Annotated in this window: 19 protein-coding genes and 1 tRNA gene; 11 read left to right on the forward strand and 9 right to left on the reverse strand. The window is 51.3% G+C overall.

Annotation, left to right across the window (positions count from 1 at the left end; translation table 11 throughout):
- Window positions 1–14: 14 nt before the first annotated feature.
- The gene (locus BUB13_RS14330; protein WP_072909461.1) at window positions 15–2,258 is read left to right on the forward strand and encodes an ATP-binding protein; all 2,244 of its coding nucleotides are present in this window, start codon (window positions 15–17) and stop codon (window positions 2,256–2,258) included.
- A 58-nt stretch (window positions 2,259–2,316) separates the two neighbouring features.
- On the opposite strand, the gene BUB13_RS14335 is transcribed toward BUB13_RS14330, so the two are convergent.
- The 6 genes from BUB13_RS14335 to aroF form a co-directional block, all read right to left on the reverse strand.
- Window positions 2,317–3,072: a PEP-CTERM sorting domain-containing protein gene (locus BUB13_RS14335; RefSeq protein WP_072909462.1), complete on the reverse strand. Its 756-nt coding sequence runs from the start codon at window positions 3,070–3,072 to the stop codon at window positions 2,317–2,319.
- A 279-nt stretch (window positions 3,073–3,351) separates the two neighbouring features.
- Window positions 3,352–3,804, reverse strand: coding sequence for a PaaI family thioesterase (locus BUB13_RS14340; RefSeq protein WP_072909463.1), 453 nt, complete (start codon window positions 3,802–3,804; stop codon window positions 3,352–3,354).
- A gap of 75 nt (window positions 3,805–3,879) precedes the next feature.
- Window positions 3,880–4,968, reverse strand: a complete 1,089-nt coding sequence (gene serC, locus BUB13_RS14345) for a 3-phosphoserine/phosphohydroxythreonine transaminase (RefSeq protein ID WP_072909464.1) — start codon at window positions 4,966–4,968, stop codon at window positions 3,880–3,882.
- 30 nt (window positions 4,969–4,998) lie between these two features.
- Complete coding sequence (locus BUB13_RS14350) at window positions 4,999–6,168, reverse strand: phosphoglycerate dehydrogenase (protein ID WP_072909465.1); 1,170 nt, start codon at window positions 6,166–6,168, stop codon at window positions 4,999–5,001.
- A 108-nt stretch (window positions 6,169–6,276) separates the two neighbouring features.
- On the reverse strand, window positions 6,277–6,576 hold the full coding sequence (locus tag BUB13_RS14355; RefSeq protein WP_072909466.1) for a hypothetical protein: 300 nt from the start codon (window positions 6,574–6,576) through the stop codon (window positions 6,277–6,279).
- A gap of 26 nt (window positions 6,577–6,602) precedes the next feature.
- Complete coding sequence (aroF, locus tag BUB13_RS14360) at window positions 6,603–7,628, reverse strand: 3-deoxy-7-phosphoheptulonate synthase (protein ID WP_072909467.1); 1,026 nt, start codon at window positions 7,626–7,628, stop codon at window positions 6,603–6,605.
- A 397-nt stretch (window positions 7,629–8,025) separates the two neighbouring features.
- Here aroF and BUB13_RS14365 point away from each other — a divergent pair.
- Window positions 8,026–8,101 (forward strand) — tRNA-Phe (locus tag BUB13_RS14365).
- A gap of 92 nt (window positions 8,102–8,193) precedes the next feature.
- Here BUB13_RS14365 and BUB13_RS14370 read toward each other — a convergent pair.
- From BUB13_RS14370 to BUB13_RS14380, 3 genes are all read right to left on the reverse strand, one after another.
- The gene (locus tag BUB13_RS14370) at window positions 8,194–8,523 is read right to left on the reverse strand and encodes a helix-turn-helix domain-containing protein (RefSeq protein WP_072909468.1); all 330 of its coding nucleotides are present in this window, start codon (window positions 8,521–8,523) and stop codon (window positions 8,194–8,196) included.
- 78 nt (window positions 8,524–8,601) lie between these two features.
- Window positions 8,602–9,795 carry a tyrosine-type recombinase/integrase gene (locus tag BUB13_RS14375; RefSeq protein ID WP_072909469.1) on the reverse strand — a complete coding sequence of 398 codons (1,194 nt, stop codon included), beginning with the start codon at window positions 9,793–9,795 and terminating at the stop codon, window positions 8,602–8,604.
- Window positions 9,796–9,809: 14 nt separating this feature from the next.
- Window positions 9,810–10,346 carry a hypothetical protein gene (locus tag BUB13_RS14380; protein ID WP_072909470.1) on the reverse strand — a complete coding sequence of 179 codons (537 nt, stop codon included), beginning with the start codon at window positions 10,344–10,346 and terminating at the stop codon, window positions 9,810–9,812.
- 125 nt (window positions 10,347–10,471) lie between these two features.
- On the opposite strand from BUB13_RS14380, the gene BUB13_RS14385 reads away from it, so the two are divergent.
- The 9 genes from BUB13_RS14385 to lepB all read left to right on the forward strand — a co-directional run bounded on the left by BUB13_RS14385 (window position 10,472) and on the right by lepB (window position 21,143).
- A complete protein-coding gene (locus tag BUB13_RS14385; protein ID WP_208610179.1) occupies window positions 10,472–10,711 on the forward strand; it encodes a helix-turn-helix transcriptional regulator in 240 nt (79 codons plus the stop codon).
- A gap of 30 nt (window positions 10,712–10,741) precedes the next feature.
- Window positions 10,742–13,003: a phage/plasmid primase, P4 family gene (locus BUB13_RS14390; protein ID WP_072909471.1), complete on the forward strand. Its 2,262-nt coding sequence runs from the start codon at window positions 10,742–10,744 to the stop codon at window positions 13,001–13,003.
- A complete protein-coding gene (locus tag BUB13_RS14395) occupies window positions 13,004–13,414 on the forward strand; it encodes a hypothetical protein (protein ID WP_072909472.1) in 411 nt (136 codons plus the stop codon).
- 52 nt (window positions 13,415–13,466) lie between these two features.
- Window positions 13,467–14,315 (forward strand): hypothetical protein, encoded by an 849-nt coding sequence (locus BUB13_RS14400; RefSeq protein WP_072909473.1) that lies wholly within the window; start codon window positions 13,467–13,469, stop codon window positions 14,313–14,315.
- A 95-nt stretch (window positions 14,316–14,410) separates the two neighbouring features.
- The gene (locus BUB13_RS14405; RefSeq protein ID WP_139249395.1) at window positions 14,411–14,983 is read left to right on the forward strand and encodes a hypothetical protein; all 573 of its coding nucleotides are present in this window, start codon (window positions 14,411–14,413) and stop codon (window positions 14,981–14,983) included.
- Between the two features lie 251 nt (window positions 14,984–15,234).
- On the forward strand, window positions 15,235–16,686 hold the full coding sequence (locus tag BUB13_RS14410; protein WP_072909475.1) for a class I SAM-dependent DNA methyltransferase: 1,452 nt from the start codon (window positions 15,235–15,237) through the stop codon (window positions 16,684–16,686).
- Window positions 16,686–17,942, forward strand: a complete 1,257-nt coding sequence (locus BUB13_RS14415) for a restriction endonuclease subunit S (protein WP_072909476.1) — start codon at window positions 16,686–16,688, stop codon at window positions 17,940–17,942. Before BUB13_RS14410 ends, BUB13_RS14415 begins: the two co-directional genes overlap by 1 nt.
- Entirely contained in the window at window positions 17,939–20,350 is a 2,412-nt protein-coding gene (gene hsdR / locus BUB13_RS14420) for an EcoAI/FtnUII family type I restriction enzme subunit R (RefSeq protein WP_072909477.1), read from the forward strand. Before BUB13_RS14415 ends, hsdR begins: the two co-directional genes overlap by 4 nt.
- A gap of 22 nt (window positions 20,351–20,372) precedes the next feature.
- Window positions 20,373–21,143, forward strand: a complete 771-nt coding sequence (lepB, locus tag BUB13_RS14425; RefSeq protein ID WP_072909478.1) for a signal peptidase I — start codon at window positions 20,373–20,375, stop codon at window positions 21,141–21,143.
- The last annotated feature ends 10 nt before the right edge of the window (window positions 21,144–21,153 follow it).

Below are 21,153 nucleotides of genomic sequence, written 5' to 3' on the forward strand. Positions count from 1 at the left end.
AACGAGAAGCAGCGATGCCCGAAGACAAACTACAGCCACCAATCAGAAAACGCCTGAAACTGCAGATACTGCTGCCGATGGCGTTGGGCCTGTTTATCTTCCTCGGGCTGTATATCATATCCACCTCTTGGTATCTTGACCGAGAAATAGAGCGCGGGCTTGAGCAGGAAGTCAGCAAAATCGAGTTCGACCTGAAGACGCTGCTGCATCAGCAAACAGACGTCATGCTGGCACAGCTGGAGCAGATTGCCGAATCAAAAGAGCTGCAGCAGCTGATGCAGCAACAAGACCGTGCTGGACTGTTCAACGCAACTGAGCGTGAATTTCAGCGACTGCTCGAACGGTTGCGGATTTCTCACTACTATTTTCACACTCCTGAGCAGAAAGTCTTTCTGCGCGTCCACAATCCGCAACGCCACGGTGACCTGATCACCCGTTACACCCTGCAGCGTGCTGCGGCCACAGGCAAACCGTTTTCCGGTATCGAGCTCGGACCGCTTGGCACATTTACGCTGCGTACCGTCCTCCCCTGGTACCAGGGAGAAAAACTGCTCGGGTACCTGGAATTGGGCGAAGAGGTTGAGCTGCTGCTGAACAACTACTTCCAGCACGAAGGCTCCCTGACCACCATCACCATCAACAAGCGCCACCTCGACCGCAAACTGTGGGAAGAAGGTGTCACCATGCTCGGCAAAGACCCGGTCACTTGGGACTTGCTGCCAGGAAAAGTTGTCACCCAGACCTCAAAACCGGAGCTGCTGCCGGATGTCATCCTTGCCCTTCTCTACAATCAGGATATCGACGGCAATATCAAACTGAAAACTGCAACCAGTACCTATCTCGGTAAAGCCAGGCCACTGCTCGATGCATCCGGTCAGCGAGTCGGCGATTTTTTTATTCTGCAGGATGTCACCGTCACCATCACTGAATTCTGGAAAACTGTTCTCGGATTCAGTGCAGTCTGTGTTGCCGCCGCCGGTGTCCTTCTGATGTTCTCCACCGGGGTGTTGAACAAGGTGGAAAAACAGCAGCAGACTTCCGACCAGCAGCTGGTCGACGGCATGATCAAGGTGAACAGGACCAACCAGCTGCTGGAAAAAGAAGTGGAGGAGCGCAAAGCGGCCGAAGCCGCACTGAACAAAATCCATAGTGAGCTTGAAGAACGAGTCAACGAACGCACCGAGCAGCTCTGGCTCTCACTCGAACAGACCCAGCAGATTCGCAAGCAGCTCACCGATATCGTCACATCAGTCCCAGATGGGCTGATCGTTGTCGACATCGATCAGAATATCCTGCTGGTTAACCAGCGCGCCGAGGAGCTGTTTCAGTGCTCTCTCGATGATTGCACCAACCAACCGCTGAGCAGCATTATCCGCGACCCTTCGATCCTGAAGAAGATGGTAGAAGCTCTGCAGCAACAGTTGAACGACCTGCGTTTCGACGTCATGCAAATCAGCTCAGATCTGCACAACCCGATTTCGTTACAGATTCGTACCTCGATTCTGACCGACAGGCAGGGAAAAACAATCGGTATGATCTACCTGATCCACGATATCAGCCAGGAACGTGAGATCGAGCGGATGAAGAGCGAGTTCATCACCACTGCCGTCCATGAGCTAAGCACCCCGTTGACAGCAGTGCTCGGTTACTCCGAGTTCCTGCTGGAAAACCCGGATGTGACCGAGGCAGAAAAGCAGGAATTCCTGACGATCATAAACGAAAAAGCAGATTTCCTCTCCGGACTGGTCGGCGAGCTGCTCGACATCAGCCGTATCGAATCGGGCAAACCACTCAGTCTGCAGAAAGATGTCTATTCAGTAAAAGATCTGTTCGAACGGCCGATTCAGCACCTGAAGCTTTTATCGACCGATCACAACTTCATTATTGAACTGGCCGCGGAAGAAACAAAACTATTGGTCGATAAAGAAAAAATCTGGCAAGTGATGGAAAACCTCTGCAGCAACGCGGTCAAGTACTCCCCTTCCGCTGGTGACGTAAAAATTACCGGACAGGCGATGGAGAACAGTTACCGTGTCACCGTTAGTGACCAGGGGATCGGCCTGACAAAAGACCAGACGGTCAAGGTTTTTGAAAAGTTCTACCGGTGCAACCAGACCGACACATCGGTCGGCGGCACCGGACTGGGCCTGACCATCGTCAAATACATCATCGAAAGTCACGACGGCCAGATCTGGATCGACAGCGAACTGGGACAAGGAACCCAGGTTCATTTCGTGTTGCCAATCCACAACGCATAAAAAAACGGCCGCTGCAGGGAACCGCAGCGGCCGTTTTTAATTGATCGAAAACCGGAAATTATTTTTTCTTCCGCCGCGCCCACAGAGCCAGGCCACCGCCGGCAGCAAAGAGGATGAACGTTGAAGGCTCGGGAGTGGGAACTGGCGCATCACCCTCAATCACATCATTTCCACAAGACATGGTCCAATGCACATCAAGGCCGGTAAAGTTGAGCCCGGCAATATCTGCCAGGTTAAAACTTACGATCCGCGCATACGAATCACTATCACTGAATAGCTGGTTTGTTGCCTCAGCGGAAGCAACAGAAAGTAAGAGATCACCAGCATCCATGGCAAAAGGACTCGATGCCGTGAAATCAATATTCGAATTCCAGGCAACATTCCCATAAAGACCGGCAACATCAAAGCCATCACCGTTATCATCCGCCTCTACCAGTTTCAAACTTGCATCCATGGTCTTCAGGCCGAAATCAAAAGCGTATTCATATTGACCAGAGTCACCGTCGAACGAAATGGCAAGGTCGCCGGAAAAATAATTCTTCCCGCTCGAATAAACCCGCCCATCATCAAGGTCAAAACCAGTTTGCAGTCCTAACCACAGGTACGTACCATCAGCTTCATAGCTGTACTTGTAATACAGATATTCAGCATCAAAATCTTGCCCACCCCAGCCGGGATCGACAAAGCCGTCGGAACCAACAGTATCTTCAGCTGTCATCAGCGTCCAGCTGGAATCAAAAACACCCAGAGAGCCGGCAAAACTGACCGTGGCAAAACTTAAAACAAAAATCAAAACAAGTAGAAAAGATCTCATATCGACAAACCTCCGTTAAAGTCTGACGATATATAGAGCAAATCCTATGCCTTAAATTTTGAAGCTGCAGGCAAGCAAGGCTAACACTCTCAATAGAAACTCATCGGCACTTCTAATACAAAAGTACTAGCATTGTCTTTTCAGGGAGTTGCGACACAACCATTAGACCACCTACGCGACTGAAAAAATCTATTCACGGGAAAACTAGTTACACAGCTAACCACCTATAATAAATTAGAGTTTTCCTTTGTCGAGTTTCTTTACACGCATTCACAGAGGCTACACGGCCTGTATTTCGATACACAGGCAGTCAGCCTCGGTGTAAACCTTTTCCTGTCCATCCCAGATCTTCCCGCGCACCAGCACCTTGCGGCCATCGACCGAGACGATTTCGGTATCCACCTGTACCACCTGCATAATTGGCAGCAGGCAGCGAAAATTGATATTCAGGTTGGCGACAACAATAGCGTAACCGGCGCTCCAGGCGGCGAGACCGAGAACTTCATCCAGCACGGCAGCCATGCTACCACCATGGGCATGCTCGGGCGGCCCTTCGGTCTCGGGACCGAACCAGATGCGAGCCACCAGTGCGCTATCCGGCTTGCGATAGTAACTGACGCGAAACCGGTCCCCTTCCGGATCACCGGAAACAAAACGCAGTGAACTGCCGACCAGCGCCGGAGCATCAAACGGCTGCCACCCTTTTTCCCCACTCAAATCAACTTCAGACATAACACTCCTCACAGCAAAAGGCCGGATCGCAGCCCGGCCTTTTTAGGTTTGATTCTATGTTTTTGAAACGATGAATTAGCTGTTCTTTTTAGCAAAATCCTGCATGAAGTTGGCCAGCGCCTCAACCCCGGCCATCGGCATGGCGTTGTAGATCGACGCGCGGATACCGCCAACACTGCGATGCCCTTTGAGCGCGTAGAGATTGGCAGCGCCTGCCTCTTTGAGGAACTGGGCCTCAAGTTCAGCCGTCGGCAGGTTGAAGCTGACGTTCATGGTACCGCGGAATTCAGGCAAAATAACGCCACGGAAGTAATCACTGCTGTCGATCAGGTCATAAAGAACCTTGGCCTTGGCTTCATTCTGTTTTTCGATCGCGGCAACGCCGCCCTGATCAAGCAACCACTGCAGCACCAGCCCGGTCGTGTAGATAGCGAAGGTGTTAGCGGTATTGGTCAGCGAGTTATCTTTGTCAGCCTGGGTGTAATTCAGCAGGGTCGGTGTTTTTTCAGCCGCCTGGCCAAGCAGATCTTCGCGGATGACAACAATCGCAGTACCGGAAGGGCCAAGATTTTTTTGTAGTCCGGCATAAATACAGCCGAACTTGCTGTAGTCGACCACGCGCGACAGGATCTCCGAGGTTTGGTCGGCGATCAGCGGCACAGCGCCGGTCTCGGGGAAGCTGTTATAACGGGAACCGTAGATGGTGTTGTTGGTCGTGATGTGCAGGTAAGCCGCATCCTGATCCACCATCTCCGGGGTGATTTCCGGAATCCGGTCGTAGTTGGTGTCGGCGCTACTGGCGATCACTTTCACATCGCAGAAAGCTGCAGCATCCTTGTTGGCCAGTTTGGCGAAGTTACCGGTTTCAACATAAAGACACTTCTTGCTTTCGGAACGTCTGGCAAGGTTCAGCGGCAGTGCCGAGAACTGCATCCGCGCACCACCGTGGATGAAGAGAATTTTGTAATTTTCCGGCAGGTTGGTCAGCTTGCGGAAATCATCCTGCGCTTTGAGCAGAACCTGTTCAAACTCCTTGGCGCGGTGGCTGATTTCGATAATCGACACGCCCATGCCGCTGAAATCGAGCCACTCTTCGCGAATCTGCTGCATTACCGACTCCGGCAGCATTGCCGGGCCAGCGCCAAAATTGAATACCTTCGCCATTGCTTTTATCTCCTTAGTTGCAGATTGTATTTACACCACCCGGGCACTGATGACGCCATCAATTGCCTTGATTTCATCGATCAGTCCATTTGTCGGTTCACGCTCAATATCGATCAGGTTGTAGGCAATCTCGCCACGGCTTTTGTTGATCATGTCGGCGACGTTCTGATCACGGTCGGCCAGCACGGAAAGAATCTGCCCCAACATCTTGGGGACGTTTTTATTGATGATCGCTAAACGGCAAAGGCCGCTCCGCTCAAGCGAAGTATTGGGAAAATTCACTGAATTTTTGATGTTGCCGTTTTCGAGAAAATCGATCAGCTGATCAGCGATCATGATGGCGCAGTTTTCTTCCGCTTCCGCCGTACTGGCCCCTAGGTGTGGCATCTGGATGACATCTTTGCGTCCAAGAAATTCCGGCATCGGGAAGTCGCTGATATAGCTGCGCAGCTTCCCGCTGTCGAGCGCGGCGACAAGTGCTTGAGTATCAACCAGCTTCTCACGCGAGAAATTCAGAAGGACAGAACCGGGCTTAAAGCTCTCGGTCAGTTCCTTGTTGATCAGGTTGCGGGTCGCTTCCAGCACCGGCAAATGCAGCGAAACGTAATCCGATTTTGAGAGCAGGGTCTGCATGTTCTCGACCCGTTCAACATCGCGCGACAGTCGCCAAGCCGCCTCGACCGACAGTGCAGGATCGAGCCCAAGAACTTTCATCCCCAGCATCAAACCGGTCTCGGCAACCAATGATCCGATAGCACCAAGACCCACAACGCCAAGAGTCTTCCCAGCCAGCTCTGCTCCACCATATTGCTTCTTACCGTTCTCGACCAGTTTATGCAGTTCATCCTCGGTCAAGCCCGGGCCTTCTTCTTTGACATACTTGATACCACCGAGAATATCGCGGCCAGAAAGCAGCAGCCCGGCAATAACCAGTTCCTTGACTGCATTGGCGTTAGCGCCCGGGGCGTTGAAAACCACCACTCCGCGCTCAGTACAGTCATCCACTGGAATATTGTTGACTCCGGCCCCGGCACGACCGATAGCAGTCACGGAATCGGCGATGGCTTCCGGAGTCAACTTGTGGCTGCGCAGCATGATAGCATCGGGATGACCGATCTCCGAGGCCACTTCATACTTGTCGCGGGAAAACTTGTCCAGACCTTTCACTGAAATCTTGTTGTGCGTCAGGATTTTGTACATTCGGACTCCTCCTGTAAACGGCAAAAAGCAAGAAAAAACAAGCTTCTGGATTTCTACACTGACGCGTTCTCAGTGTCAATCATCGCGTACGTTGCTACAACACCAACACTATTTCACGATTTTCAGATGATTCGATTTACCACCGGAACCTCCGCCGTTCGGCTTATCCGGATCGGGCTCTGTTTTCGGCTCCACACTTTTCAGCGGTTCCGGTGGCGGGTCCCCGCCGATCTGTGGCAGGCTGCCATCCACCAGCATCTGCTCGACCGCCTTGGCGATAGTCAGACATTGTTTCATACAGACTTTATGTGCCGGGCACATGGTGCAATCAGCCTCGCCACCGGCGGCTTTGAGGCTGTGCACCAACAGTTCGACACTGTCGAGTTGCGACAATGGGACAAAATACATAAGGCTCCTCGGGTAAATAACCGACCTCAACCGGCCATCTTGCGGCCAGTCACTTCTACAAAGGCCCGCAATTTTTTCATCATCGCATCAAACTCGGCCGGTCGCAGTGACTGCGGGCCATCACTCGATGCTTCTTCCGGGCAGGGATGAACTTCGACCAGCAAGCCATCAGCGCCCGCTGCTGCCGCAGCATAGCACATCGAGGGAACCAGATGCGAATGACCAGTGGCGTGGGAAGGATCGATCATCACCGGCAGATGAGTCTGCTGCTTCAGCACCGGCACGGCAGAGATATCGAGAGTGTTGCGGGTCGCCGTTTCGAAAGTACGGATACCACGCTCACAGAGGATAACACGGCGGTTGCCTTCGGAGAGGATGTACTCGGCACTCATCAGGAATTCCTGAATCGTAACCGCCATACCGCGCTTGAGCAAAATCGGTTTATCGAGCTGTCCCAGCATCTTCAACAGGGCAAAGTTCTGCGTATTACGCGCACCGACCTGCATGATGTCAGCATATTTGGCGACCAGTTCGACATCGCGTGGGTTAACCACCTCGGTGACAATCGGCAAGCCAGTCAGCTTACGCGCCTCGGCCAGCAGCTTCAGGCCATCCTCTTCCATGCCCTGGAAGGAGTAGGGGCTGGTACGTGGCTTGAAAGCACCGCCACGTAGCAGACGTGCTCCCGACTGTTTCACTGCCTCCGCTGTTTCGCAAATCTGTTTCTGGCTTTCGACTGAACAGGGTCCGGCAACGACAACAAATTCTTTCCCGCCGATGCCAAGACCAGGAACAATCTCAATCTCACTCGGCTCCGGCTGGACTTCCCGGCTGGCCAGTTTATACGGTTTGAGGATCGGCACCACCCGCTCAACACCTTGCATCGACTCGATGATCTGCAGTTTTTCTTTACCGCGCTCATCACCAACAGCACCGACAACATTGCGAGTCTCTCCGTGAATTACATGCGGCTGGTAACCAAGGGCAATAATCTTCTTTTCGACCTCTGCCAATTCCTCCTGTGAAGCTCCGTTTTTCATAACAATAATCATTTTTGTGCTCTCCTTTTCAGTCGCTATGACTATTAAAGGCAAAAGGCCGCCCGATGCTCCCGGCGGCCTTTAATTTTCAAACGTACAAAAAAGAAAACCATGGGAGAACCGCATTGCCGTTCTGCCATGGTTTGTGTGATCCGAAGCGGTGTATTCTTTAGACACCTCTTTCCACGGCAGACGGCTTGAAAAAACCGAAAAACCAAAAGGAAAAAAAGCTGTAAAAAGAATAAAGCCAAGTCATTTTGATCACTCTCAGAATTAAATTTTGACGCAGTTTAAACAGCTTGCTTACAAGGATGCAAGCACTTTCTCATTTTTCTTGAAAACCACAAAAAATTTCCACTATTTTTCCTTGACAGTTACAGGACCATTCGTTATAAACGGGTCTCGTTTCGCCCAGATAGCTCAGTCGGTAGAGCAGAGGACTGAAAATCCTCGTGTCGGCAGTTCGATTCTGTCTCTGGGCACCAGAAAAAATAAAGGGTTACGGCTTTTTGCTGTAACCCTTTTTTATTGCTTGTGTAATTCCTGTGTAATCCGGCAGAAAATACACCCATTGGTTTCATTTAAACACCCGATCTAGCTCAGCGACAAGCTCCCTGCCTTTATCCGTCAGAAAGCAGGCCAACCGACGACGCTCTCTAATATCTGGCCTCATACCGATAAGACCGTATCCCTTCAACTCACCCTTTTCCATATACTCAGACAGAATTTTACCGTTTCGGCTCACTGACGCTACAGTCGTGTTCAAGGCCTCGGCTAGTTCAGGTAAAGTAACACCCTCATAAGAAGCAATACGTAGAAACATCGCTATCTGCTGGCTTGGCATTTCAGTATTGATTTTTCTAAAAATCTGAATCACCTTGTAGCTGCTATTTAACGCTTTCGACACTTAGCCATTCCTTTCTCTATCCATACATTGACAACTGGCTGCGTACCTGTGGCCACAGCCCCCCAAAACTCATACATCCTAAATATTGATCTTCAACCTACCCTCCAACTTATCCATCGCAGCTTGTATATGTTCACCGTTTTGATGCGCATAACGCTCGACCATGATTAATGTTTTATGTCCAGAGATCCTCTTCACTGTCGGCAGATCAACCCCTGCTTGAATCAAGTGAGTGATAGCTGTATGACGCAGGGTATGGCGAACAACCTCATCAGGATTTAGCCCTGCAGCAGATACAACTCGCCGAAATGCTTTCCGGACATCTGTAGTATGACCGTCTTTGGCTGCTATTGACGGAAACAACCATGGTGTTCCTTCGGGTAACATCGCCATGTGCGATTCGAGAAATTCAGCTAGGTGTTGTGTTATTGGCTGCTCTCTCGATCCTGCCTTGGCCTGCGGGATAAAAATCATCCGACGCTGCAGATCAACATCCTCTTTCTGGATACACAGGATCTCCATCTTGCGCATGGCTGTTTCAAGGCCGATGACGATGAACGGATATATCTGCGGATTCTGGTCCTGCTTGGCGCAATCTATAAGATCCTTTACCTGATCGACGGTGAGATAGGTTATCCGCCCCTGCGATTCAGGGAACCGCCGGATAATCGCTGGTCGAGCCTGAATCCACCCCCACTCGACAGCCTTATTCAACAAATGAGACAGCACAGCCAGTTCTCGATTGATCGTCCCCTTACTCGTCAGCTTCAGCGAAGCCTCGTCTTTGGGTCTGTTTTTTTCACCACCAGGGACAGCTTTGGCTTGAGAACGAAACTTTTTATAACGCTCAACATCAAACGTGCTGATCTTTGACAATGGCGTATCGCCGAAGAACGGAACCAGGTGCTGCTTTAACCGTCGTCGTTTTGCAGCGAGATCCTTACCGCCTTCTTCCCCCAGTTTACGGATGTATTTATCTCCTGCTTCACGAAAGCTCAGAGCAAGCTTCCTACCCTTCGGCAAAGCGAGACGATCTTCTTTCGCATCACGACGAATCTTCTGGATAAAGTCTTCCGCTTGAGTTCTCGTTGTCCCATCAGACTCACGACCAACAACGCGGTGGATTCGTTGGCCATCGACCATGACATTGACAGTAAATACTCCATCGCCATCAGCCTTGCGCTCGAACGTAATCCCATGCTCCAGAATTGATTCGCCAGCATTCAATTTGCGCATATTGGGGCGGGTTAGCTTTGAGAAAGTTTTAGCCATATCAACTCCACGTGCTAAAACGGAATTTCGTCGTCCGGATTGAAAGTAGGTTCTTCTCTTCGCACCGCCGAAGGCAACTTGGATGCTTCTTCTTCCCCATCAGCAACAGCTTTCAACAAATCCCAGTGCTCACGAAGTCGCCCCCAAATCAGCTTGCGAATATCTACAGTCCAGCACCAATCTCCATCATCATCGTATTTGCCGCGCCAAAAAAAGCCGTTCTCACAAATAAGCTTCCATAAAACTTGTTCGTCATATGTCAGCATCTCTGGGTATTGATCGGCAAGTCGTACAAGCCTGTCTGCCTCATCAACATCCCACAAGTCTGCCCCTGCTTCTGCGAGGTTGACATCGCACTCTGCACTCGATCTTCCTTCAAAAAGGATTACCTTCTGCAAGCTTTGTTCTATCGCCCACTCGATGTAGCTTGAAACTGTTCGACGTTGACTCCTTGCTGCCAACTCAACTAAATAACGCAGCTTTGGATCTAAGCGCACCGTAACTGTTTCAGAACGGGTCAGCTTGCCGCCACCAGCCTTTTTTGCAGTCATATACAGCGTCCTCCGTGTCAAAAGTTCTAAATTGTTCTAAATCAATATACCACACATGTGTTCTATTGCAATACATTTTTTCCTGTGACATACTCGTGCCATCTTACAACACACTGGAGGTTCTTATGAATGCTGAGGTTATGGTTGAAAAAGTGATGATGTTCCCCGATGGACGCCTGGATACCAGAAATGCGTCTGTTTATCTCGGTCTCTCGGAAAAGACTCTTGCCATGAAACGCTGCGACGGCACTGGGCCGAGGTACATCAAACGCGGCCGCGTCTTTTACTACAAAAAAGATCTGGATGAGTGGCTGGAATCTGGCAAGGCAAACAGCACGGCACAGGCTAGGGCAAGCAATTACTAAGAATTTTACTCGAACCCCAGGAGACACTTGATGAGTGAACACAACGAAGTTGTCATGGAAATGGGGAGCATGACAACTCCACCGATTGCCGTTGATTCAGATTTACACAACGCGGCAACTGATTATTTAGATCGAGGGCTGTCCATCATTCCACTCAACGGAAAGATTCCTGCCTATTCTTGGAGTAACTATCAAAAAACGCCCGCAACAAAAGAAGACTGTCGCGAGTGGTTTCAAAACGCCAAACACAACATCGGCATCGTAACCGGCGAATTATCAGGGATTGCCATTATCGACTTCGACACCGAAGAAGCATTCCAACAGGCAAAAGATCGCGGCCTGCCGCATGCCCCTCTTGTTAAAACGGGGCGAGGCTATCACCTCTATTGCAAATATAAGCCTGGCATTCGCAACTTCCAGAAACGTGCCGACCTCCCCGGAATCGACCTTCGAGCGGAGGGTGGGCAAGCAGTCGCCCCACCATCGATGCATCAAAATGGCCAGCAATATAGATGGGTCGTCTCACTTGATGAAGCCTCTTTACCAGATATCCCGGAATGGTTATTGGCGAAATCCGACAAGGAGAAACAACCCGTCAAGGAATTGTACCGGGGCACAACCGAAGGCGGGCGCAACAATGCATTAGCAAGACTGGTGGGTTCCTGGATCAACGATGGTGGCACACTGGAAGAGATTCTTGAACAGGCATCCGTATGGAACCAGCAGAACAATCCGCCCCTTCCACCAGAGGAGGTCGAGCAGGTCGTCCAAAGCATTTATATTCGCCACAATCAACAACCCGACGTACCAAATCTCATCACTGACATCAGGATCGCAGAATATTTCACAAAAAACTACAGCAGCAAAGTTCGGAACTGGATGGAGGCAAAAAAGTGGTTGATCTACGACGGCCAACGCTGGACCACGGATGCCCCAGGCGGCCCATTTCCTCTTTTCAAGGAAAACCTGGATCAACTCTACGACAATGTCCGCAAGATCACCGACGACAATGCAAGACAGAGAATGCTCAAAGGAGTCGTGTCGCTGGAAAGCCACAAGCGACAGGAAACCGTCCTAAAAGCTGCGGCGGTCGTGCCTGAGATGAATGTTTCCAGCTCACAGCTCGACCAAGACCCCATGCTACTGAACTGCCGCAATGGAACATTAAACCTGAAAGACGGGTCGCTCTATGAACACACCCCTGAAGACTTCATCACCAGGCTCGTAAATATCAACTATTCCCCAACCGCGGAATGTCCTGAGTTCATCCGTTTCCTAGACAGGATCATGGGCGGCAATACCGCATTAATCAATTATATCCAGCGATATGTTGGCTACTGTTTGACCGGCAATATTTGCGAACAGATTCTTGTGTTTTTCTACGGAACCGGAGCAAACGGAAAAACAACTCTCGCCAACGTGATTGAAATGCTTCTGGGTGATTTTGCCTCCACCGCCGGCAGCACCCTGCTGATGCACCGCGACAACAATTCTGCCAGCAACGACTTGGCAGCTCTTCGCGGCTCACGGCTAGTGAAGGTCTCAGAATTTGACGACGGAGAAAGACTGGCCGAAGCAACAGTAAAAACCCTGACAGGGGGAGACAGGATTTCGTGTCGCTTCCTGTATGGAGAGTTCTTCGAGTACACGCCGCAATATAAAATTCTGCTGCTGGGTAATTACAAACCAAAGGTCAGAGGGCGTGATCATGGCATCTGGCGTCGGATTCATCTCGTGCCGTTTAACGTCACCATTCCGGAGAAAGAACGCGACCCGAAACTGATGGACAAGCTCACCGCAGAATTGCCGGGCATCCTCAACTGGGCGGTGCAGGGGTGTCTCAAGTGGCAGGAAACCGGTCTATGCCCACCTCGAGAAGTCCGAGAAGAGGTCGAGGCGTATCGTCACTCTGAAGACATCTTCCAGCAGTGGATCGACGAATGCTGCAAAACCGGCAGTGCCTACCGCTCTGCAGCAAACGATCTTCTCCAATCATTCATCAGCTATTCAAACTGGAGAAACATTTCAGCACAAAAATTCGGCCGACTCTTAGCGGAATGCGGTTTTGAGCGGGAAAAAAGCGGAACCATCTTCTGGAATGGCATCGCCATCGATGATGATTCTGGACAATGCGGACGTTTGGACGATTTTTCCGTAAAGTCTCGCGAAGAAGATTATATAGAGAAGTTTACTGAAAACGGCCCCAAACGTCCGGAACGTCCAAACGCTCATAATAATGTAGATATCCTCACCCTCACTGAAGAAGATTTCGACAATGAGGAGGCCGTATAAATGCTGGCCGAAGTCCTGAGTCCGCTTTCCACAAAAAAAGGAACGATCCCCACTGGTAGCCAGATTGTTTTGCCGGACAAGATTGCAAATCAACTGATCGCAAAGAGGAAGATCAAACCAGTCTCAATTGCCAGACTTGAAGCCGAGGAACTGCGGATGATCACCCCCGTCGAAAACCTCGCTGCAGTGATTGTTGGCCTGACCGAAAACAATCTAGAGCTACAAAAGAAACTCCTCCTCAAGCACTGCCAACAATATGCGCCAAACACACATTTCAGGGCGTTAAAAGAAAAGTGGGAAGAGAAGGCGGCCATCCTCGAATACGACGCCGGCATGACCAGAGAAGAAGCCGAACACAAGGCGGCCCAGATGTATCTTTTGGAAGCGTTCTTGCCAGAGTTGAGGGTTTGAAAGCAACCATCAACAGAAGGCGAGTAGCAATACAGGACCGAGGATAACAGAGATGACGGAAAAACAGACCACAGCAAACAAGAAGAATGCCTTGAAAAGCACCGGCCCGAAAACATCATCAGGCAAAGAGGTGAGCAGCCTCAATTCCCTCAGGCACGGCATTCTCAGTAACCGCATGCTTATTGAAGGAGAAGACCCCCTTGAGTTCAGCGACATCATGAAGGAACTGCAGCACGACCTGAAGCCAACAGGTTTTCTCGAAAAAACACTGGTGGAAAAGATAGCGATCATCCTGTGGCGGCAGAAGAGAATCCTAGCCGCCGAAAGCGCCATGATCAAGTTGCACAGGCAGGAGAATGAACTTCTAAAACAGGTGAATCGCTCCCTGGGTTTGCAGGCCTACAGTAGCAAGGCCGTTTCGACTGATGATTTAATCCCTCTCGAACAGCAAGAGCATGATTCACACGCAAAGGTTCTGGAGGAAATCTCGGCCCTTTGGGGGGAGGGACATGCTGAAAACCTAACCCCTGGAGCAATCAAAAAGCATGCGCCGATTCTCTGGTCAATCGCAGAAAGCTGGGCAAAAGAAGACCTGATGACGACAGAAGAATATTTTGATGACTACCTGCAAGACCAGACCCTGCTCGATTGGCTTGAGGAGTGCCGATCTCACTCATACAACGAACTGAAGCGGCATGAAAGACAACCTCTTTTGGCGTCTCTGTACGATTCCGCCATTGAGGCCGCCAGTATCCCCGATCCCATCACTCGAGAAAATTTAACGCGTTACCAAGTATCGCTTGATAACCAATTATACAAAGCCATGAAAGCTTTCTGGCAGCAGCAGGAGATGCGGCAGAGAAGATCCATTGATGTCACTCCAGGTGAAGAAGTGGTCTGAATGGGTTCGTTTGGAAAACAGACCGGTTAACTTTACTAATGATTTCGATAAAAAGATGAGGCGAAAAAATGGGCGGATCAGGCTCGGGCCGTCGGATGCGATGGGACACAAAAGACGCAGCTGAAAGCCAGCACCGTATCGATATTCGCTGGCTGAAGAAAAACAACTACCTGCGACCTGGGATTTCGGGAACCTTATCCTGGTCTCGTGGCGACGAGCAGACCGGCTGGATTCGATACACTATGGAGCATGACCGAATGAATCTTCGCTACCGTTATCGTCGTAGTGGCGAAGAGTGGCAGGACATCGAACAGAGCGTTTATTTTGACCACACCCCCTGCAACTACGGTGGTTCTCGCAAATGGTTTCTCTGCCCCCACTGTCACAAGCGTATTGCCGTGATCTATGGGGCGGGCAAGTATTTCTTGTGCCGTCACTGTTACGACTTAACCTACAGCAGTCAGCAAGAAAACCCTGCAGATCGCCTTATCCGCAAAGCCAGAAAGATCAGAAAAGATCTCGGTGGTGATGACAGCCTGACTGACGCATTCCCAGAAAAACCAAAACACATGCATTGGAAAACATATTGGCGATTGCGCGACGAGGCCACTCATGCCGAGAATGCTGGATGGTTATGGATCGCTGAAAAGTTCGGCATTCACTTTTAACAGAAGCAACCCGCCCTAACAGCACACACCTTGGTTCGCACCAAAACGAACCCTGTCCAGCTATCCGTATTCTTCTGGAAAACATATCGAGGTTCCCCTATAATTCTTACATTATATTGTATGGGGGGATGAAATAATGTTGTCTGCGAACCAAGCTAAAACACTCTAAACCGTCAACAGCAGTGCATTGCTGTTCTGGCGGTTTTTCATTTCTCCCCGCCCATTACCACAAGATCACAACAAGGAACCCAATGTTTCAACAAACCTTTAAAAATATCGATGATGTCCTCTGGAAAGAGGCGGGCTGTTCTTCGGAACTCGATTACACCGAGCAGTCCTCGTGGATGCTCTTCCTCAAGTATCTGGATGATTTGGAGCGCGAGCGGGCCATGCGGGCGGAGCTGGAGGGTAAGGACTACACCTTCATCATCGAAGGGAAATACCAGTGGTCACAGTGGGCGGCGCCGAAGAATGCCAAGGGGGAGTTCGATCACGATACCGCGTTGACCGGCGATGATTTAATCGCCTTCGTAGACCGGGAGCTGTTCCCCTATCTGCAGGGGTTTAAGCAACGTGCTGCCAGTCCCGATACCATCGAATACAAGATTGGCGAGATCTTCGGTGAGATCAAGAACAAGTTCCGCAGCGGTTACAGCCTGCGCGATGCGCTGGAGTTGATGGATGCCCTGCAGTTCCGCTCACAGGATCAGAAGCACGAACTCTCGGCCCTGTATGAAGAGAAGATCAAGAACATGGGCAACGCTGGCCGTAACGGTGGGGAGTATTACACCCCCCGGCCGTTGATCCGCGCCATGATTCAGGTGACCAAGCCGAAGATCGGTGAGCGGATTTATGATGGCGCAGTCGGTTCGGCGGGCTTTTTGTGTGAGGCGCATGATTACCTGCGCAAGGGTAAGCTGACCACCAGCCAACTGGAGACCCTGCAGACCAAGACCTTTTACGGCAAGGAGAAGAAGAGCCTCGCCTATGTCATCGCCATCATGAACATGATCCTGCATGGCATCGACGCGCCCAACATCATCCACACCAACACCCTGGCCGAGAACATCAGCGACATTCAGGAGAAGGACCGCTTCGATGTGATCCTGGCCAATCCTCCCTTCGGCGGCAAAGAGCGCAAGGAGGTGCAGCAGAACTTCCCGATCAAGACCGGCGAGACCGCCTTTCTGTTTCTGCAGCATTTCATCAAGTCGCTCAAGGCTGGTGGCCGGGCGGCAGTGGTGATCAAGAACACCTTCCTCTCCAACTCGGACAACGCCTCCCGCGCCCTGCGCCAGGAGCTGCTGGAAAGCTGCAACCTGCATACGGTGCTCGACTGCCCCGGTGGAACTTTCCTCGGCGCCGGGGTGAAGACCGTGGTGCTGTTCTTCGAGAAGGGCGCACCCACCCGCAAGACCTGGTACTACCAGCTCGATCCGGGCCGCAGCCTCGGCAAGACCACGGCCCTGAATGATGATGATCTGAAAGAGTTCGTCGCCCTGCAGGCCAGCTTTGCCGATTCAGACAAATCGTGGTCGGTGGATGTGCAGGAGATCGATCAGACCAGCTTTGATCTGTCGGTGAAGAACCCGAACAAAGAAGAGGAAGCCCCGCTGCGCGATCCACAGGAGATTCTGGATGAGATTGCGGCGCTGGATGCCGAGAGTGCGGAGATTCTGGCCGGGATTCGGGAGATGGTGTGATGGTGGGTTGGATAACTAAACCCATCGGAGATGTCACCACTATCATCAACGGTGGTACGCCCAAAAGCAAAGTTGCTGAGTATTGGGATGGCGACGTACTGTGGATCACCCCCAAAGACATGGGCCAGCTCGATAGCAATTATGTATCTGATACCTGCAGGAAGATTTCCGATAAGGGACTCGCTAAATCATCGGCCAAGTTGATTCCCGCAAACTCAGTAATTTTATCGACTCGTGCGCCGATTGGGCATTTGGTTATCAATACATTGCCGATGGCAACGAACCAAGGTTGTCGGGGGCTTGTGCCGTCTGAACTGCTGGATACCAAGTACCTCTTTTACTTCCTGCGCTTGAATGTCGGCCTATTGAATGACCTTGGAAGCGGCACGACTTTTAAAGAGCTATCCAAGTCTGCACTGGCCGGTGTTGAAATCCCTCTTCCGTCCCTCCCCGAACAAAAGCGCATAGTCGCTATTCTCGATGAAGCCTTTGCGGGAATCGATGCGGCGGTCGCCAATACCGAGAAGAACCTCGCCAATGCCCGAGAGCTGTTTGAAAGCTATCTGAATGCCGTTTTCACCCAGAAGGGTGATGGGTGGGTGGAGAAGAAGTTCGGCGATGCTGATCTGATTCAGATCATAGATGGTGATCGAGGAGTAAACTACCCAAAGAAAGCTGACTTCTTGGATGAAGGTTTTTGCCTCTTTCTCAATACAAAAAATGTCAGACCCGACGGGTTTAATTTTGACACCACAATGTTTATCACTGAAGAGAAAGACAAGGCCCTGCGGAAGGGCAAGCTAAAGCGCCGAGATGTCATCCTTACGACCAGGGGGACTATAGGCAACATTGCTGTTTATGACGACAGCGTTGCCTATGATGCGATCCGAATCAACTCAGGAATGCTGATTTTTCGCCCTAACGAGAAAGTCATTCAGTCCGAGTATTTGTTTGAGATTTTACGTTCTGGAATTATGAAATCTCAAATTGAACGTTTTGTTTCGGGGGCTGCGCAACCTCAACTACCGATCAAAACGCTTGTAAACTTTTCAATTCCGGTTCCAGTGGATTTAGCGGATCAAGGGCGAATTGTAGCTCGACTAAAAGAGCTATCTGTTGAGACGCAAAGCCTCGAAACCGTCTATCAGCAAAAGCTAGAAGCCCTCGTCGAACTCAAGCAATCCATCCTACAAAAAGCCTTCGCAGGCGAACTCACCGTCCTGCCCGAAAAAACACTTGAAGAGGCCGTCGCATGAACGAAGCCGAAACCCGCGCCGAACTGATCGATCCCGCCCTGAAAGCTGCAGGCTGGGGCGCTGTCGAGGACAGTCGCATCCGTCGTGAAGTCATCACGCTGGGCAGGCTGCAGGGTGCGGGTAAACGGTCGAAGCAGGACATCGCCGATTATGTGCTTACCTATCGCGGGCAGAAGTTGGCGGTGATCGAAGCCAAGCGGCGTGATCTGCCCGATACCGAAGGGGTGGCACAGGCGAAGCGCTACGCTGGGATGCTGCAGACCCGCTTCACCTATTCGACCAACGGCGTCGGCATCTACCAGATCGACATGGAGACCGGCAAGGAAGGGTATGTAGACCAGTACCCCAGCCCGGATGAACTGTGGGCGATGACCTATGCCGAAGAGAACGAGTGGCGCAACCGCTTTGCCGATGTGCCGTTTGAGAACAAGAGCGGTCAGTGGCAGGCGCGTTACTATCAGCATAACGCCATCAACAAGGCATTGGAGGCGATTGTCGCGGGTGAAGATCGTATCCTGCTGACCCTGGCGACCGGCACAGGCAAAACCGCCATCGCCTTCCAGATCGCCTGGAAGCTGTTCCACAGCCGCTGGACGTTGGGCAGGGACGGCAAGCGCCGGCCACGCATCCTCTTTCTGGCTGACCGCAACATCCTCGCCGATCAGGCTTACAACGCTTTCTCCTCCTTCCCAGAAGATGCCCTTGTGCGCATCGATCCAGCGATCATCAGACAGCATGGGCGTGTCCCAAAAAACGGCAGCATCTTCTTCACTATCTTCCAGACATTCATGGCCGGCCGCGACGCCGAAGGCAATCCCGCTCCCAGCTTTGGTGATTATCCGCCCGACTTTTTTGACTTCATCATCATCGACGAGTGTCACCGTGGCGGAGCCAACGACGAAAGCAACTGGCGCAGCATCATGGAGTATTTCAAGCCTGCGGTGCAGCTGGGCCTGACCGCCACCCCCAAGCGCAAAGGGAATGCCGATACCTACCGTTACTTCGGTGAGCCGGTCTATATCTACTCGCTCAAGGAAGGGATCAACGACGGCTACCTGACCCCGTTCAAGGTGCAGCAGATCGCCACGACGCTGGATGATTACATCTATACCCCGGATGACAACGTCATCGAAGGGGAGATCGAGGAAGGCAAGCTCTACGGCGAAGATGACTTCAACAAGATCATCGAGATCAAAGAGCGCGAAGCCTACCGGGTCAAAATCTTTATGGAGATGATTGACCAGAAGCAGAAGACGCTGGTGTTCTGCGCCACCCAGGATCATGCCGCTGCGGTGCGTGACCTGATTAACCAGATGAAGACCAGCACCGACCCGAATTACTGCGTACGAGTCACAGCCCGCGACGGAGCCGAAGGGGAACGCTGGCTGCGCACCTTCCAGGACAACGAAAAGACCATCCCCACCATCCTGACCACCTCTCAGAAACTCTCCACCGGCGTCGATGCCCGCAATATCCGCAACATTGTGCTGATGCGCCCGGTCAACTCGATGATCGAGTTTAAGCAGATTATTGGACGAGGTACGCGCCTGTTTGACGGTAAGGATTACTTCACCATCTACGACTTCGTGCAAGCGTACAAGCACTTCAGTGATCCGGAATGGGATGGCGAGCCGGAAGAGCCTGAAGTTTGTGAGAAGTGCGGTAACGCTCCCTGCTCCTGTGAAAAGCCGGTCTGTGCGCGGTGTGGTGAATGGCCTTGTGTTTGCGTTTGCGAAAAATGTGGAGTGAAACCGTGCATCTGCCCCTGCCCGGAATGCGGCGAAAAGCCGTGCGTCTGTGAAGGGGGTAAGAAAAAGAAGGTCAAGGTGACGCTCGCCGACGGTAAAGAGCGCGTCATCCAGCACATGATGGCAACCACCTTCTGGAGTCCCGACGGCACGCCGATGTCGGCAGCGCAGTTCGTGGAACACCTCTATGGCGAGCTACCGGCTCTGTTCAAGAATGAAGAAGAGCTGCGCACCATCTGGGGCGATCCGGTTACACGAAAGACCCTGCTCGACGGCTTGGCGGAGAAAGGTTTCGGGGCTGAGCAACTGGCCGAAGCCAAGCTGATGATCAACGCCATGCACAGTGATGTCTTCGACGTCCTAGCCTACATCGCCTTCACCTTACCGCCGATCAGCCGTGAAGAACGAGTAGAGGCACACAAAAACGAGATCTACACCAAGTACGAAGAGAAACAGCAGGCGTTCCTGGAGTTCGTGCTTGGCGAGTATGTCAGAGTTGGGGTCGGTGAGCTGGAGATAGCCAAGCTTGCAGGACTACTTGAATTGAAGTACGGCAATGTCAATGATGCCGCTGCGCAGCTTGGTGGTATCCCGCAGATCCGGGAGACGTTTGTTGGGTTTCAGCGGCACTTGTATGCGAGGTCGGCTGATATTGAGTGAAACAATTACAGGGGGGGGATAAATGAAATATGTTGTAATCCTATGGGTTCTTTTTGCCTATACATCGTCAGCTTGGTGCGGGGAAATAACTCTCGCCGACAAACTATTTTATAACGACCAATATAGGAGTGCCGCTGAAGAATACACCAGTGCCCTGAATGGGCAGAGCGTTCCAACTGGCAACCTCGAGGAAACTTTATTTAGGCTGGGGCTCTCATATTTCATGACAGGAGATCAGATCAAAGCTGCGCAGGTTTGGAGTCTGGGAAGAGAGAAAAATCCTGCCTTTTTCAAAGGGCGTATTTTTAGAGTTCCTGCAGCAAGCATGAACCCGACGTTAATTGTTGGCGATCAAATCATTATTGATAATCAGTATTATAGAAACAAGCCCATATCGCGGGGTGATGTTGTCGTTTTTTTAATGCCAGACGATGCAAAAAACAGGCTTTTTATTAAGCGGGTGATGGGACTCCCAGGCGAAAAAATCGCCATAAAAGACAAAGCTCTCTATATCGATGGCAATAAGGTGTTCGATAAATATGCTTCCCACTTCGATGAAGAAAAACTCAGCGCTGAAAAAGCCCCAAGAGATCAAATGAAGGAGCTGGTGATTCCCGCCAATAGCTACTTCCTCCTTGGCGACAATAGAGACTATAGCTTCGACAGCAGATTTTTCGGCCCCGTGACTGAGAAGATGATTATTGGTCGTGCGCTTATTGTTTATGCTTCTTTGCCAAATGAAACGAGCATGGCGGGTGCTCGGAAAGAGAGAACTGGCTCAGTAATCAGATAATCTCTGACAG

It is taken from the genome of Malonomonas rubra DSM 5091 (genome assembly GCF_900142125.1).
Classification (GTDB): domain Bacteria; phylum Desulfobacterota; class Desulfuromonadia; order Desulfuromonadales; family Geopsychrobacteraceae; genus Malonomonas; species Malonomonas rubra.